At 66.5% G+C, this 14,626-nt stretch carries 14 protein-coding genes and 1 pseudogene; 8 read left to right on the top strand and 7 right to left on the bottom strand.

Going from position 1 to position 14,626, the window contains the following annotated elements; translation table 11 throughout:
* Positions 1-41 precede the first annotated feature (41 nt).
* From JOF56_RS30540 to JOF56_RS30530, 3 genes are read left to right on the top strand one after another with little or no spacing between them, the layout of a single operon-like run.
* A complete protein-coding gene (locus JOF56_RS30540; RefSeq protein ID WP_209642923.1) occupies positions 42-236 on the top strand; it encodes a type 1 glutamine amidotransferase family protein in 195 nt (64 codons plus the stop codon).
* A complete protein-coding gene (locus tag JOF56_RS30535; RefSeq protein ID WP_209642922.1) occupies positions 233-2,515 on the top strand; it encodes a phosphoketolase family protein in 2,283 nt (760 codons plus the stop codon). The genes JOF56_RS30540 and JOF56_RS30535 overlap by 4 nt, the downstream gene beginning before the upstream one ends.
* Positions 2,512-3,624, top strand: coding sequence for an acetate/propionate family kinase (locus JOF56_RS30530; RefSeq protein WP_209642921.1), 1,113 nt, complete (start codon positions 2,512-2,514; stop codon positions 3,622-3,624). Before JOF56_RS30535 ends, JOF56_RS30530 begins: the two co-directional genes overlap by 4 nt.
* On the opposite strand, the gene JOF56_RS30525 is transcribed toward JOF56_RS30530, so the two are convergent.
* Both JOF56_RS30525 and JOF56_RS60805 read right to left on the bottom strand, forming a co-directional pair.
* On the bottom strand, positions 3,614-4,261 hold the full coding sequence (locus JOF56_RS30525) for a hypothetical protein (RefSeq protein ID WP_307855327.1): 648 nt from the start codon (positions 4,259-4,261) through the stop codon (positions 3,614-3,616). The two genes, JOF56_RS30530 and JOF56_RS30525, sit on opposite strands and share 11 nt — an antisense overlap.
* A 2-nt stretch (positions 4,262-4,263) precedes the next feature.
* Positions 4,264-4,371, bottom strand: a pseudogene (locus JOF56_RS60805) (DNA topoisomerase IB); the annotation flags it as partial.
* A gap of 104 nt (positions 4,372-4,475) precedes the next feature.
* On the opposite strand from JOF56_RS60805, the gene JOF56_RS30520 reads away from it, so the two are divergent.
* On the top strand, positions 4,476-4,946 hold the full coding sequence (locus tag JOF56_RS30520) for an SRPBCC family protein (RefSeq protein WP_209642920.1): 471 nt from the start codon (positions 4,476-4,478) through the stop codon (positions 4,944-4,946).
* A gap of 42 nt (positions 4,947-4,988) precedes the next feature.
* On the opposite strand, the gene JOF56_RS30515 is transcribed toward JOF56_RS30520, so the two are convergent.
* Positions 4,989-7,181 (bottom strand): pectate lyase-like domain-containing protein, encoded by a 2,193-nt coding sequence (locus tag JOF56_RS30515; protein WP_504739843.1) that lies wholly within the window; start codon positions 7,179-7,181, stop codon positions 4,989-4,991.
* A gap of 629 nt (positions 7,182-7,810) precedes the next feature.
* Between JOF56_RS30515 and JOF56_RS30510 the strand changes: the two genes are divergently transcribed.
* Entirely contained in the window at positions 7,811-9,100 is a 1,290-nt protein-coding gene (locus tag JOF56_RS30510; RefSeq protein WP_245378459.1) for an IS256 family transposase, read from the top strand.
* Between the two features lie 189 nt (positions 9,101-9,289).
* Here the strand turns inward: JOF56_RS30510 and JOF56_RS30505 are convergent, their stop codons facing one another.
* Together JOF56_RS30505 and JOF56_RS30500 are read right to left on the bottom strand one after the other, a co-directional pair.
* Entirely contained in the window at positions 9,290-9,631 is a 342-nt protein-coding gene (locus tag JOF56_RS30505) for an STAS domain-containing protein (RefSeq protein ID WP_209642919.1), read from the bottom strand.
* Positions 9,632-9,640: 9 nt separating this feature from the next.
* Positions 9,641-10,177: an ATP-binding protein gene (locus JOF56_RS30500; protein WP_209642918.1), complete on the bottom strand. Its 537-nt coding sequence runs from the start codon at positions 10,175-10,177 to the stop codon at positions 9,641-9,643.
* A gap of 153 nt (positions 10,178-10,330) precedes the next feature.
* Here JOF56_RS30500 and JOF56_RS30495 point away from each other — a divergent pair, with 153 nt between their 5' ends.
* Complete coding sequence (locus JOF56_RS30495; RefSeq protein WP_307855326.1) at positions 10,331-11,140, top strand: NAD(+)/NADH kinase; 810 nt, start codon at positions 10,331-10,333, stop codon at positions 11,138-11,140.
* A gap of 132 nt (positions 11,141-11,272) precedes the next feature.
* Here the strand turns inward: JOF56_RS30495 and JOF56_RS30490 are convergent, their stop codons facing one another.
* Both JOF56_RS30490 and JOF56_RS30485 read right to left on the bottom strand, forming a co-directional pair.
* The gene (locus tag JOF56_RS30490; RefSeq protein WP_209642917.1) at positions 11,273-12,412 is read right to left on the bottom strand and encodes an LCP family protein; all 1,140 of its coding nucleotides are present in this window, start codon (positions 12,410-12,412) and stop codon (positions 11,273-11,275) included.
* A 97-nt stretch (positions 12,413-12,509) separates the two neighbouring features.
* Positions 12,510-13,133 (bottom strand): alpha/beta hydrolase, encoded by a 624-nt coding sequence (locus tag JOF56_RS30485; protein WP_307855325.1) that lies wholly within the window; start codon positions 13,131-13,133, stop codon positions 12,510-12,512.
* A 66-nt stretch (positions 13,134-13,199) separates the two neighbouring features.
* Between JOF56_RS30485 and JOF56_RS30480 the strand changes: the two genes are divergently transcribed.
* Complete coding sequence (locus JOF56_RS30480; RefSeq protein ID WP_209642916.1) at positions 13,200-14,036, top strand: alpha/beta fold hydrolase; 837 nt, start codon at positions 13,200-13,202, stop codon at positions 14,034-14,036.
* Positions 14,029-14,583 (top strand): nucleotidyltransferase family protein, encoded by a 555-nt coding sequence (locus tag JOF56_RS30475; RefSeq protein WP_209642915.1) that lies wholly within the window; start codon positions 14,029-14,031, stop codon positions 14,581-14,583. The genes JOF56_RS30480 and JOF56_RS30475 overlap by 8 nt, the downstream gene beginning before the upstream one ends.
* The last annotated feature ends 43 nt before the right edge of the window (positions 14,584-14,626 follow it).

Raw genomic sequence — 14,626 nt, 5'->3', positions numbered from 1 at the left:
AAACCTGTGTCGGCGTACGCACGTGTGGGTAGCCGACACCTATGACGAAGACACTCACTGGCCGGCGGGTGGCGGTGCTCGCCGCCGACGGCGTGGAAGAAGTCGAGCTCGTGCAGCCCAGGAAGGCTGTCGAGGACGCGGGCGCGACCACCGAACTGCTGTCCATCAAGGATGGTGAGCTACAGGCTGTCAACAAGGACATCAACCCCGCCAACGGACAGCGTCGGATCCCGTGACCACCGCTCCTGAGCGGTACCGGCGCGCGAGCGACTACCTCGCCGCGTGCATGATCTACCTGCGGGACAACGTGTTGCTGCGCGAGCCGTTGCGGCCCGAGCACCTCAAACCCCGTCTGCTCGGCCACTGGGGAACATGCCCGGGGATCACGTTCGTCTACACAGGACTCAACGGCGTCGTCGCCCGGACCGGGCGCCGGACTCTGCTGGTGACCGGGCCAGGCCATGGCGCTCCCGCCGTGCACGCGAACCTGTGGCTGGAAGGCACACACGCCGCCTACGACCCGGCGTTGTCGCGGGACGCGACCGGAATGGCCGAACTGGTCAGGCGGTTCTCCTGGCCGGGCGGGTTTCCCAGCCACCTGTCCCCCGAGGTTCCCGGTGTCATCCACGAGGGCGGCGAACTGGGTTACGCCCTGGCGACCGCGGTCGGAGCGGCACTGGACGACCCGACACTGCTCGTGGCCTGCATCATCGGTGATGGCGAGGCCGAGACGGGCCCCACCGCGGGCAGCTGGCACGCCAACAAGTTCCTGGATCCGGCGACCGACGGAACCGTGCTGCCGATCCTGCATCTCAACGGGTACAAGATCTCCTCGCCGACGGTCTACGGCTCGATGAGCGACGCCGAGCTCACCTCGTACTTCGAGGGCGCCGGCTGGTCGCCCCGGATCGTGGACGTCGCCCGGCACGCCGACCCGGACGAGGCCCTGGCGCAGACGCTGGACAACGCGCTGGCCGACACGACAGCCCGGCCGATGCTGATCGTTCGTTCGCCCAAGGGCTGGGGTCTGCCGAGCCATGATGCCCACGGCACTGCCCTGGCCGGGACGTTCCACGCGCACCAGGTCCCACTCGATGGTGTGCACTCCGACCCCGGCCAGCTCGCCCTGCTGGAATCCTGGCTGCGGTCATACCGGCCGGAAGAACTGTTCGACACCCACGGCAGGCCGATGCTGGACCTGCTGACCGGCCTGCCGCCGGAACACTTGCGCCTGGGCCGCGTCCCGCAGGCCAACGGCGGCGCGCTGCGGCGGGACCTGCCGCTTCCGTCGATCGACAAGCACTGCGTCGAAGTCGGTAGCGCGGGCACGACGACCGCGAGCGCGAACTCCGTCCTCGCGGGCTGGCTGTCCGACCTGCTCGGAGCCACCCAGCAACGCCGGGATTTCCGGATCGTCTGCCCGGACGAGCTGGAGTCCAACAAGCTCGGCGGCGTACTGGACGTCACCGACCGGGCGTTCACCTGGCCGGTCACCGGATACGCCGAGCATCTCGCGCCGGACGGCCGCGTGATCGAGGTGCTCTCGGAGCATCTGTGCCAGGGGTTCCTGCAGGGCTACCTGCTCACCGGCAGGCACGGGCTCTTCCCGTGCTACGAGGCCTTCGCCTGCATTGTGGACTCGATGGTCAACCAGTACGCGAAGTTCCTCAAGATGGCAGGCGAGGTGTCCTGGCGCATCCCGGTGGCCGGCCTGAACTACCTGCTGACCAGCGAAGGCTGGCGCCAGGAACACAACGGCTACAGCCACCAGGGCCCGGGGTTCATCAACAACCTGCTCACCAAGAAGGCCTCCGTGGCCCGGATCTACCTGCCGCCGGACGCCAACACGTTGCTGCACACCATGCGGCACTGCTTGCGGACCACCGACAAGATCAATCTGGTGGTGACCAGCAAGCAGGAATACCCGCAATGGCTTGACATGGACGCGGCCGAGGCACACTGCCGAGCCGGGGCCGGCGTCTGGGAATGGGCGGGCAACCACGCCACACCTGAGGTCGTGCTAGCCAGTGCGGGCACCGTTCCGACCATGGAAATCCTTGCCGCGGCCTGGCTTCTGCGTAGGCGCGCACCTGCATTGCGGGTGCGCGTGGTCAACATCGTCGATCTGCTCGCCCTCGCACCGCCGGACCGGCATCCACACGGCATGGCCATCGACGCCTTCACCCGGTGCTTCGGCACAGAAATCCCTGTCGTGGCGGCGTTCCACGGCTATCCGTCGGCGATGCACGAAGTACTGCACGGACGCCGTGCGCCAGACCGGTTCCATGTGCACGGCTATCAAGAGGAAGGCACCACGACCACACCGTTCGACTTGCTGGTCAGCAACCGCATGAGCCGGTACGACCTGGCCGCGGACGCCGTCCGCCGGGCCTGGCGAACCCGTGGATCGTCCATTGCGGACGCTTTGGTCGCAGAACGTGACGCGCTGCTTGGCAAGGCGCGGACCGATGGTGTCGATCCTCCCGAGATCAGTGAATGGCGGTGGACCGCATGACGGTCGTGCTCACAGTCAACCCAGGGTCCTCCAGCCTTCAGGTGCACGTGGTCCAGACCGACGGCGACAAGATCCTGGCGGTAGAGAAGACCGAGGAGAAGGCCGATCAGGCCGCTGCCGCCAAAACGCTCGACACTCTGCTCGGCGAGATCGACACACCTATCGCGGCCGTCGGCCATCGACTCGTACACGGTGGACCGCACATCCGGTCGCCGTCAGTGCTGACCGAGTCGGTGATCGACCAGGCCCGTATCGCGGCGGAACTGGCGCCCGCCCACGTCCCGGTGACGTTGGAACTCCTGGAAGTGGCCCGTGAACGGCTGCCGGACGTCCCGCACGTGCTCTGCCCTGACACCGGTTTCCACTCCGACATGCCCGAACTGGCGACCAAGTACGCTCTTCCGGAGGAATGGCGGCGAGATTTCGGTATCCGCCGTTACGGATTTCACGGCCTGTCCTATGCGTGGGCGACCGAGCGTGCGGCCCAGTTGCTGCACCGGCCAGCCGACTCCGTCAACCTGCTCCTGGCCCACCTCGGCGGCGGCAGCTCGGTCTGTGCGGTGCAAGGTGGCTCCAGTGTGGACACTTCGATGGGCTTCACGCCGCTGGAAGGTGTCCCGATGAGCACGCGCTCCGGCAGCGTCGACCCGGGGCTGCTGCTATGGTTGCTCGATCGGACGTCGCTCACGGACGTGGCCGAAGGCCTGTACCACCGCTCCGGCCTGCTCGGTCTGTCCGACGGCCGCTCGGGAGACACCCGGGAACTGGTCAAGGCAGCGTACGACGGCGACAGCGTGGCCCGCTGCGCCATGGACATCTTCACGCGCCGGATCAGCCAGGCGCTGGCCGCCATGGCGGTCAACCTCAAACGCGTGGACGCCCTGGTCTTCACCGGGGAGATCGGCTGGGACCAGCCGGAAGTACGGCAGGCGGTCTGCCAGGACCTCGGCAGGCTCGGCATTCCGGCCGGCCTGCCGGTCCAGAACCCCACCACGGACAGCATTCTGTCGTCGCCGTACGCGCCCGTCCTGGTCCTTGCGGTGGAGCCCCGCGAGGAACTCCAGATCGCCAGGGAGACCGCTGTGGCCGTCCAGGTCCTCAACGGGTGAGAAGGGCGTACACGGCCGATTCGATCTGCTCGCGCTCCTCGGCCTTCGCCAAGGCGTCCTGGATGGTGCGGCCGTCTTCGTATGCCCTGACGACCCGAGGGTCCACATAGGAGTTCCGGGCGACGGTTCTGGTGTTGCCCAACTGGGCCGCGACCTTGTCCATCACCTGGACCTCGACCTTCTTGCGGCCGGTCTTGGACCCCGGCCGGTCGGCTGAGGCGAAGGCGACCGCCGCGACCACTGTGGCGTTCCACGTTCTCAGGTCCTTCGCGGTGTACTGCGGCCCAGTCAGTTCCTTGAACCGTTCGTTGACATCCCCGGCGTGCACCTCACACCAGTCCCGCCCGGACCGGTACACGAGCAAGCGCTCGTCGTCGGTTCTCGCCCTGCGCAGCGCGCGAATCAGCCGTGTCAGCGTCTCGTCACGCATCCGCAGATGCCGGTCGATCCCGCCTTTGGCCGGGTAGTGGAACACCAGGTCACCGCGTTCGATCACGACATCCTGCCGCAGCAGGGTCGCTGCCCCACGGGAACCGTTCTCCTCGGCGTACTCGTCCCCGCCGGTCCGGAACACGCCCCTGTCCAGCATCCGCAGCGCACCGACGGTGGGATCACCAGCCCGGCCAGCCGGTCGCACACCCCGGCGTCCTTGATCGGGTTCCCGTCGGCGTCCAGGTACTGCCAGCCCCGGCCACGACGCCGGCGCCGGAATCCAGGACCGGCCGGGTCGGCACGTCTCAGGCGCATGTGTCCATGAAACCCCGTAACCGGCTGCCGGTGTGAACAGGCCGCGACTGGGTAATCGAGACAGTGACCGGAAAACCGACGAGAAAACAGTGGAGGCACTGCGAGTGACTACCATTCAGGAATCGATCGACGTCCGCGTTCCGGTCTCGACCGCGTACAACCAGTGGACGCAGTTCGAGTCGTTCCCGTACTTCATGGACGGCGTCGACCGCGTGGTTCAGGTCACCGACACGATGACCCACTGGGAGACCAGTATCGGTGGTGTGCACCGGGAATTCGACGCCAAGATCACCGAACAGCACCCGGACGAGCGGGTGGCGTGGCAGGCCGTGGGCGGGCAGAAACAGGGCGGCGTGGTCACGTTCCACCGGATCGACGAGCAGACCACCCGGGTGAACGTGCAGATGGAATACGACCCTGACACGTTGACCGAGAAGGTCGGTGCGGGACTGGGCGTGATCGACCGCAAGGTCAAGGGCGACCTCGCCAAGTTCAAGGAATTCATCGAGAGCCGGGGCCGTGAGTCCGGCGAGTGGCGCGGCGACGTGAGCCGTTCCCCGCAACAGGGCGAATGATTTCCTGGCCATAGTGGAAAGTGCGCCACGGCGCGCTTTCCACTATGGATGGTTGACGACATTCACCGGCGTGCCGGTGTTCACTGGGCCTGCGGTGTTGTTGATGATCCGGTTGATTGTTCCGACACCACCGCCGAGTGACACGCCGACCATGTTGTGAAAGCGGACATTCGGGTTGTTGGGCACCTCGAAAGCGCGTTCCACCACGACACTGCGGTTGACGTTGAAGAAACAGTAAGCACCCAGGCCCCAAGCCTCATGGCTGGTCACGTTGTCGGCCACCTTGTAGGCGGCCCACCCTCTGGTGGAGCCGTTCATGTAGGCGGCCTGGTTGGGCGGATCGTACGGGAACTCGTTCTGGAAGAAGTAGGTCCGGCCGCCCTGCCCGTTCCAGATCACGTTGTACTGCTGGTAATGCTCGACGAACAGGCCGTAGAACGTGACATTGTCGCCGTTGACGATCAACCCGTTGCGGCCTGTGTTCTCCGTCCAGCCGGTCGGCACGCCATCGGCCGCGTGATCGGCTCGCCAGACCCAGGTGTGGTCGCCGATCACGTTGTGGCTGTTGATGATCAGGCTCGTCGTGGCCTTGCCGACCCACGGCCCGCCGACGCGGAAGAACACGTCATGCAGCGAGGTCGGATTCGCCGCGTGGCTCGCGTTCGACGCAGGCGGGCCGACTTCCATCAGCAGCTGCGAGTTGGTGACGTTGGCGTCGAACATGATGCCCGCGACCTTGACACCGTCCACATCGGCCACCGACATCGCGGTGATGCCGTTCTCCGGCACCAGCGTCGCCAAGCCCAGACCCAGCACGACGGTGTCCGGCCGGGTGACCCGGATGGTCTCGTCGACGCGGTAGACGCCCGGGGTGAACAACAGGTTCTTGCCCGCGGCCAGCTGCGCGTTGATCTGCTGGGCCGTGGCGCCCGGCTTGACGATGTGGAACTGGTCGATCGGCAGCGACTGACCGGGCTGCGTGCCCTGCCACGTGATGCCCGCTGTGTTCTGCCGGATCGCGGGCACGAAAACCTGGTATTTGCCCGCATTGTCGGTGTACAGGAACGGTTTCTCCCGCACGATCGGCGTCTGGTTCACCCGGGTGTACGGCGGATTCGGATAGTTGCCGGCCGGGGCGTTCACCGCGCCGACGAACACCATGTTCCAGTTCTGGCCAGTCCAGCTGCCCCACTGGGTGTTGCGCGAAATCCACTGCTGCTGCGACCCCGAGCGCACCTGACCGTCGACCAACGTGTCGGACATCCAGCCACCACTGGACCAACCACCGTCATCGAGCACCAAGTTGCCACGCACATGCATCCGGCGATACGGCGCCGCCTGTGAAACCGCCCACCGGTCCGTGCCACCCGCCGGCGTCACCGACAGATTTTCCGCGGACCGCCAGAAATTCTGCGTTGCGTTCCCACCGAACCAGTCGGCCTCGACATGCACAGAGCCATTGATGTTCACACTGTCCGGACTGAACCCGAGCCCGGCGATCTGCGTGAAGAAGCCGATGTTCGCGTTGAGGTCGTACGAGCCCGGCTTGAACAGCAACGCGTACCGATTCTGCCCGAACTGGTTGCGTTCCTGCTGGGCGAAAACGGAATTGAGCCGGCTCTGGATACTCGACGCGGACATCGACGGGTCGAATACATAGGTGTTCGGCCCGAGATCGATGTCGCCTCCAGGCGGTGGTTCGCTGCCGGCAGGGCTGAGCGTGAACGACTGGGCAGCGGTGTTGTTGCACGTGTACTGTTGCAGTTGCTGACTGTCCGCAGTGGACGCACCGGGTACGTCCAGGCACTTGCCACTATGCCTGGAAACAAAGTGGTACGCCCCACCGGCTTCCTCGACCGGCAACCACTGCTGGTTGTTGCCGCCGCCGTACGTCCACAAGTGAACGAGAGCATTGTCGGCGACGGAAACATCCGACACATCCCACACCTGCGCGGGCGCACTACGCGCATTCACCCGGAAATACCCATTGCTCGTCGGCTGAAACTGCCACTGCTGCGAAGCCGTCGAGTTGCACGTGTACTGCTGCACAGCCGTGCCGTTCGCCGTACCCGCAGCACGCGCATCCACACACTTACCACTGTTGACCACGGTGACCGAGTACCACACAGCCGGATCGATCGCCGCACCAGCCTGCGGCGCAACAACAACCATCAGACAGGCAGCCACAGTCAGGCCGAAGATGACGACTTCCGTTCCACGCTTACCGGAGAACACAGGGATCCTCCATCTGCCACGCCGCCAGCTGTTCCCAGCAGCCTAATTGGTCCAACCAATCGTGTCAATACACCTAAATCTAAGTCGTGAATTATCGAGTCGCCTTGCCTGGCTTGGGTTTTCGCCCGGGTACCGGTGGCTGGGACGTCGTTCCCGGCGCATGCGGCTTGGGTCGATGCCCTCAGCGACCGCAACGCGTTCCATGCTGGCCAGCCGCCAGCGCTGATCATTACCGGGCCCAATTACTGGACCCATCACAGCGCCCCACCACAGTGTCTCCTCAGAGGTGGGCGGCCACGGCCCCCCGAAATCCAGCGTAGCGATGAGGTCTGACAGTTCCGGGGCACTCGAGCTGCAATGCGACTTGACTGTGGACAACTCGCTGCCTGTGGACACCTTCAACTTGTGGATCTTCACGGCCCGGTTCTTGTCAGCCCTCAACAGTAGGCTGGAAACCGGGGGCCGAAGGCCACACCTGCGAGCAACGACGCGATTGGAGCAATGATCAGAACCTGTGGATGGTTCTCGGCGAGGTGACCTGGATGGGCGCACCTTCCCGAGGATGATCTGAAAGGTCTGGAGTTCTGATCAGGGCCAGCGTTGGCGCGCTGGCTCGGGAAGGTACGCCCATGCTCACCGTAGTCCCTGGCCCCGCATCCGGTGACGATGACCGGCCGCCGGTAGGCGATTCGGCATCGTTGATCGACCAGATCGTTCGGGAGGGCGCCCGCCGGATGCTGGCCGAAGCTCTGCAAGCCGAGGTCGATGCCTACATCGCCGTCTACGCCGGCCAGTGCGACGAGCACGGCCACCGCCTGGTGGTGCGCAACGGCTACCACGAACCGCGCGAGGTGCTCACCAGCGCGGGTGCGGTAGAGGTGACCGCGCCGCGCGTGAATGACAAGCGCGTCGACCCCGACACCGGCGAGCGGCAACGATTCTCCTCGGCGATCCTGCCGCCCTGGGCGCGCAAGACCCCGAAGATCACCGAGGTGCTGCCGCTGCTGTACCTGCATGGCCTGTCTACTGGGGACTTCGTGCCCGCGCTGGGCCAGTTCCTCGGCTCAGCGAAGGGCTTGTCCGCGCCGGTGATCACGAAGCTGACCGAGCAGTGGAAAGCCGAACAGCGCGCGTTCTGCGAGCGCGATCTGTCCACTGTGGATTTCGTGTATCTGTGGGCGGACGGGATCCACGTCAACATCCGTCTGGAGGAACACAAACTCTGCCTGCTCGTGATGATCGGAGTGCGCGCTGACGGCCGCAAGGAGCTCGTCGCGCTGACCGACGGGTACCGCGAATCGGCCGAGTCGTGGGCGGATCTGCTGCGGGACTGCAAGCGCCGCGGGATGCGCGCCCCGATCCTCGCGGCCGGCGACGGCGCGCTCGGGTTCTGGAGCGCGCTACGTGAGGTCTTCCCCGAAACCGCCGAGCAGCGCTGCTGGTTCCACAAAATCGCCAACGTCCTCGCCGCGCTACCCAAATCCGCCCATCCCGGCGCGAAGAAGGCCCTCGCCGAGATCTGGAACGCCGAAGACCGTCGCCACGCCCTCGACGCCGTGACCGCGTTCAAAGCCTTGTACGGCGCGAAATTCCCCAAGGCCGTCGCGAAGATCACCGACGATGTCGAGGAACTGCTCACGTTCTACGACTACCCGGCCGAGCACTGGATCCACCTGCGCACCACCAACCCGATCGAGTCGACCTTCGCCACCGTGCGCCACCGCACAAAGGTCACCAAGGGCCCCGGCTCGGCCGCCGCAGGCCTCGCCATGGCCTTCAAGCTCATCGAGTCAGCACAGGCCCGCTGGCGCGCCGTGAACGCACCCCACCTCGTCGCGCTCGTCCGCGCCGGAAGCCGCTTCGACAACGGCAAACTCGTCGAACGACCCGACGACCACGCCCCACCCACCGCCGCCTAACGATCTTCATCCACAGGTCTTGACAATTTCTCACGCGATTGCACCGTGGACAACTCGCTGCTTGTGGACAGGTCAAGGCTATGGATCTTCGCAGCCCAAAACTGTCAGACCCTTGCGGTAGCGTGGATTCCGGGGGCCGGAGGCTGCCCCCGAACCCAGGCACAAACACAAGCCGAGCCGGAGCAGGGCCTAAGCGCTTGCCTCGGGGATCGACGGGTAGATCGGGAGCAACTCGAGTACGCCTGCGATCTCCAGTGATCGCAGGACCGGGCCGTGGGTGGCGACCAGTCTCAGTCTGCCGCCTGTTTCTGTGTGCTGTTCGCGGGCGTTGAGCAAGGCGGCGATCCCGGCGGAGCCGAAGAACGTCACGTCCGACAGGTCCACCACGATCAGCTCGGGATTCGTGCTGATCGCCTGTTCCAGTTCCTCTGCCAGTAGCGGGGCGGTGTTCATGTCGATCTCACCGGATGCGCGCAGCACGACGGCAGCACCGTCCAGCCGTCGGTCAACGCGCAGCGCGTCTTCGCTCACACGCGTGTTCTACATGAGGCCGCGTGGGTCGCCGTTCGGGGGTGGCTCTGGTGAACGGCTGAGCTTGGAGAGCAGCCTCTCGAAGAACTCGTCGTCCACGTCCGCCTGGTCGGGCTCTCCGCCCGCGCTCGCGGGTGGCTTACGCCGCTCTCGGCGTGGCAGCGGCACGGCTTTGGCGCTCATTCCGGTCGGCAACGCGACCTCGCACCACACCAGGTTGCCGCCGTCCGGGAGCGCCACGGCGCCCGCCTGACGCCCGGTCAGTGTGTCCGGCACCACTGGGGGTGTCGCTGCGGCGTCCTCGACCTCCACGACGAGGCAGTCGCCGTGCAACCGCAACCGAAGCGTGATGAAACCGGGCACTTTGGTGTCGCTTCGCTGGACCACCGCGTGTACCAGTTCGCAGGCGACATGGCTCGTCTCGTCCTGCAGCTGACGCAGTGACCACTCTGTCAGCGCGAACCTGACGAACATGTCCGCGCAGTTCACGGCGGTAGGTAACGCGACCAATCGCAGGTCGTCGACCTGCGTCGTCTGAGGGTTCACCCTGCTGCCTCCTCGCGCACGTCACCCGAACGGCCGTATCTTGCCAAGTGAATGACGCATCACGGTAGCCAGGGTTCCCGCTCAAGAGGTCAGGTGATCGGATTGATCCGCACCATCGGTCTTGTTCTGCACCCTCGACGCGATTGCGTACCGGTGATCGAAACTATCACCTCGTGGGCTCAGGCTCGGCACACGGATGTCCTGGGCCTGGGCGAGGAGGTCGCCAGGGCCAACGGACTGGTCAAGCCGGTGGCCGAGGACGAACTCGCGGAAAGATCCGATCTTCTGGTCTCCCTCGGCGGCGACGGGACGATGCTGCGCGCGTTCCGGCTCGGCAGTCAGGTGCCGGTGCTGGGGGTGAACCTGGGGCGCCTGGGGTTTCTGGCCGAGGTCGACGTCCCTGAGCTGGACAGCGCGCTCAACGCGATCGACTCGCACCGGTTCACGGTGGAGAAGCGCTCCGGGCTGTGCGCCACGATCGCCGGTCAGGACACGGTCGCGTTCAACGACATCGCCTTGGTGCGGGTGCCCGGGCACGGCATGACCGAGGTGCTGCTGCACGTCGAGGGACACCCGTTTGTGGAATATGCGGCGGATGCCGTTGTGGTGGCCACGCCGACGGGGTCGACGGCGTACAACTTCGCCGCGGGCGGGCCGATCGTGTCGCCCCGGGCGGAGGGATTGCTGGTCACGCCCGCCGCTCCGCACTCGGCTTTCAACCGGGCCTTGTTCCTGTCCAGCGGGGAGAAACTCGCGCTGGAGGTCATGCCCGGCAGCGGCGAGGTCGCGATGGAGGCCGACGGGCGGCTCATCGGGCAGGTGCAGCCCGGGACGATGATCGACATCATGGCCCTGCCCGGCGCGGCCCGGGTGGTTCGGCTCGGCCGGACCACGTTCTACCAGCGCACCCAGCGCAAGTTCCGCCTCATCGGCTCAGCGACCAGCGACGACTTCAACTGCTAGCGCATTTCGGCCCAGATCCGGCGAAATCCGCGATCGGTGAACAAGTACCGGACCACGCGTCCCATGGCCTCAGCGGCACGCTCACGGCCCGGCAACGGCTGGTGCCCGAGTGTTCGGGCACCAGCCGGAACGTCACGAGCCCGGGACGACGATCAGGCTCGACGGCAGGGTTGTGTCGTTGCGCAGCGCGTCGAAGAGCTGCTTGGACTTGGCCTGGTCCCAGAGGATCACCGAGCCGATCTTGGGCACGCTGCGCTGTCCGCCGATCGGCACGGTCGTGCTGACGGTCTCGCCCGTGCTCGCGCCTGCCATGGCGAAGCCGAGCGGCGGCAGGTTGTGCAGGTGGTCGCCTTCGTCCAGGGTGATCGCGTCCGGCACGTCGGCCAGCAGCGGGATCATCCGGAACGGGTTGATCAGGGTGCCCGGGCTGGTGGTCTTGTCCATCAGTGCGGCGATGAACTGACGCTGGTGGACCACACGGTCCAGGTCGGCCCGCGGGGTGGCACGGGTACGCACGTATCCCAGCGCGTTGGCGCCGTCGAGTTCCTGGCAGCCGGCCGGCAGGTCGATCCCGGCCAGCGGGTCCTTGATCGGCTTGTCCAGGCACATCTCCACGCCGCCGACGGAGTCCACGATCCCGGCGAATCCGCCGAAGCCGATCTCGATGTAGTGGTCCAGCCGCAGGCCGGTGTTCATCTCCACGGTCTGCGCCAGCAGCTTCGGCCCGCCGAACGCGTACGCCGCGTTCAGCTTGTTCTTGCCCTTGCCCGGAATGTCCACATAGGAGTCACGCAGCAGCGAGACCATGGTCGGCTTCTCGTTGTTGTCCGGCAGGTGCAGCAACAACATCGTGTCCGTGCGCTGCCCCTTGGCGTCGCCGGTGGACAGTCGCTCCTGGTCCTCGGAGTCCAGCCCTGCCCGGCTGTCGGACCCCACGATGAGCCAGTTCGTGCCCGCCGCGGCGGCCGGGCGGCCCTCGTAGTCGCCGAGCGCGGCGACCCGCGTCATCGACGTCTCCAGGTAGATCCAGATCGCCGCGATCAGCACGACGATCGCCAGCAGGATGATCAGCAGGATCCGGCCGACGCGACGCTTGCGACGCGGCGGACGCGGTGCCGGGCCCTGCTGCTGCCCCGGCGGCACGTACGGCGGTGGCTGCCGAGAACCCCCCTGAGGTTGCCGGTAGTCACGACGATCTTGCGGCGCCTGTCCCGGCATGGGATAGGCACGGGTCTGACCGTCCCGCGAACCGTACGGCTGGCCGTAGCTCATCCTCGTCCTCATTCCGTCCCCCGACTGTCAAGGATGCTCACAAAGACGTGAGACCACAGGCCGAGGTTGCGTCAGATATGTCCGGTACACCCTAGGGTCAGCTGTCCCTGGACGGCACAAGCTGATCAAGAACGAAACGTCTTACCAGGTCACGCCAGACACGGCGCTTGCGGAGCAACGCATGTGTCTCACCGTCGACCCAGACCAATTCGACCCGATCGGTGACCTGGGCGGCACGTCGCGCGTAGTCCCGGGACTCACGCGGGTCGGTGGTTGTGTCGAGCTTGCCGTGTGCGATCAGGACCGTGCGCCCGGCGAGCTGCTCGACTGGGTCGGCCGGTGGGCACCACGGTGCCAACGCGCAGACGGCCGTGACAGCTGGGTCGTCGGCGACGCGCAGCGCGACGCGACCACCCATTGAATGGCCGAGTAGGACGATAGGCACGCCCGGGAATCTGCTGTGGATCTGTTCAAGAGCCCAACGGGCGTCCCGGACGGCGTCCAGTTGGGGAGCGTTCCAGCCACGAACCCGGTTACGTAACTGGAACACTGCCAGTTCGTCGGACGCACGGGCCAGGTCACGGGCGAACGGGATCATCCGGAGATAAGCCAGCGCCAGCGGCGGCACCTCCCCCATGCCGTGCTCGCGACCGCCGTGCAGCACCAGGGTAACGGCGTTGGGCTGCGGCGAGCCGAGCTGCCGGAGATGGGGTTCTGACACGTCGACCACAGTAATCTTTCGACGCCGCGGACAGCCGGGTTTGGCCGCTCGGGGATACTGCCCGGTGTGATCGAGCACATCGGGATCAACACAGCTCAGGGCCGGTTCGACGCACTGGCCGCCGGTCCGGCCGACGGCCGTGGGGTGCTTCTGCTGCACGGTTTTCCGGAGGCGTCGCTGCAGTGGGAGCACCAGCTGGCGATCCTGTCCGGGGCGGGCTGCCGGGCGGTGGCGCCCGACCAGCGCGGCTACTCCCCCGACGTGCGGCCGGAACGGGCCGAGGACTACCGCATCGAGGACCTCACGCAGGACGTGCTCGACATCGCCGACGAGCTGGGCTGGCCGAAGTTCGACCTGGTCGGCCATGACTGGGGCGGCAACGTCGCGTGGCATGTCGCGGCTGAGCACCCCGACCGTGTCCGCACGCTCACGGCGGTCTCCACGCCGCACCCAGGCGCGTACGCCCAGGCCCTCAAGACCGATGAGGACCAGCAGCAACGCTCGTCCTACGTGCCCACGCTCCAGAACGTCCGCGGCGCGGAGAAGCAACTCCTGGCCAACAACGCGGCGGCCCTCAAGCAGATGTACGAGGGTGTCATCCCAGGTGACCACGTGCGTGAGTACGTCGAGCGGCTGTCCGAACCGGGCGCGCTGGCCGCCGCGCTGAACTGGTACCGCGGCGTCAAGTTCAGCGGCCGGACCGGGAAGGTGAAGGTCCCGACGCTGTATGTGTGGGGCACCGAGGACGTCGCTTTCGGGTCGGTCGCCGCGATCGGCACCGAGGAGTGGGTCGAGGGGCCGTATCGCTTCGAAATGCTCGAGGACATCTCGCACTGGCTGCCCGAGCAGGCCGACGAGGGCCTGAGCCGGTTGCTGCTCGAGCATTTCGTGGCCCATGGCTGACGTCGCGGGGCTGGTCCTGGCCGCGGGCGCGGGCAGGCGTTACGGCATGCCGAAGGCGCTGGTCCGGTTCGAAGGCCGGCTGTTCGTCGAGCGGGCAGTGCAGATACTGCAACAAGGCGGGTGTGCGCCCGTGCTCGCGGTGCTCGGCGCGCAGAGTGAGCAGGTCCGGGCCGAACTGCCGGATCTCAACGCGGTCGACAACCCGGACTGGCCGCAGGGCATGGGTTCGTCACTGCGAACCGGTCTCGACGCGATCACGGGTGACGCGGTTGTCGTGTTGCCGGTCGACACGCCGGGCATCCGGCCCGAGGCGGTCCGCCGGCTCGTCGCGCTCGCCGGCCGTGGCGCGTTGCTCCGGGCGAGCTATCACGGTGAGGCCGGCCACCCGGTGCTGATCGGCCGTGATCACTGGGAAGGCGTGTACGAGCTGGCGACCGGGGATGCGGGCGCTCGGGAGTACCTGCGCCGCAATCGGCCGGGACTTGTTGCCTGCGAGGACATTTCGGACGGCGCCGATGTCGACCGGCCCGGCGATCTGCCCGCCTGACGGGTCCTCTTGACGGGCCCTGCCCAGTGGTATAGACCATTGC

Source organism: Kibdelosporangium banguiense (genome assembly GCF_017876405.1).
GTDB classification, from domain to species: domain Bacteria; phylum Actinomycetota; class Actinomycetes; order Mycobacteriales; family Pseudonocardiaceae; genus Kibdelosporangium; species Kibdelosporangium banguiense.
Note: the sequence above shows the minus strand (reverse complement) of the source record. Positions and strands in the feature narration are given on the sequence as shown.

Excerpts from the sequence above, each read along its gene's own strand:
- JOF56_RS30540 (WP_209642923.1), top strand. The coding sequence starts at position 42 with ATGACGAAGACACTCACTGGCCGGCGGGTGGCGGTGCTCGCCGCCGAC.
- JOF56_RS30530 (WP_209642921.1), top strand. The coding sequence starts at position 2,512 with ATGACGGTCGTGCTCACAGTCAACCCAGGGTCCTCCAGCCTTCAGGTG.
- JOF56_RS30510 (WP_245378459.1), top strand. The coding sequence starts at position 7,811 with ATGCTCACCGTAGTCCCTGGCCCCGCATCCGGTGACGATGACCGGCCG.
- JOF56_RS30490 (WP_209642917.1), bottom strand. The coding sequence starts at position 12,412 with ATGAGCTACGGCCAGCCGTACGGTTCGCGGGACGGTCAGACCCGTGCC.
- JOF56_RS30475 (WP_209642915.1), top strand. The coding sequence starts at position 14,029 with ATGGCTGACGTCGCGGGGCTGGTCCTGGCCGCGGGCGCGGGCAGGCGT.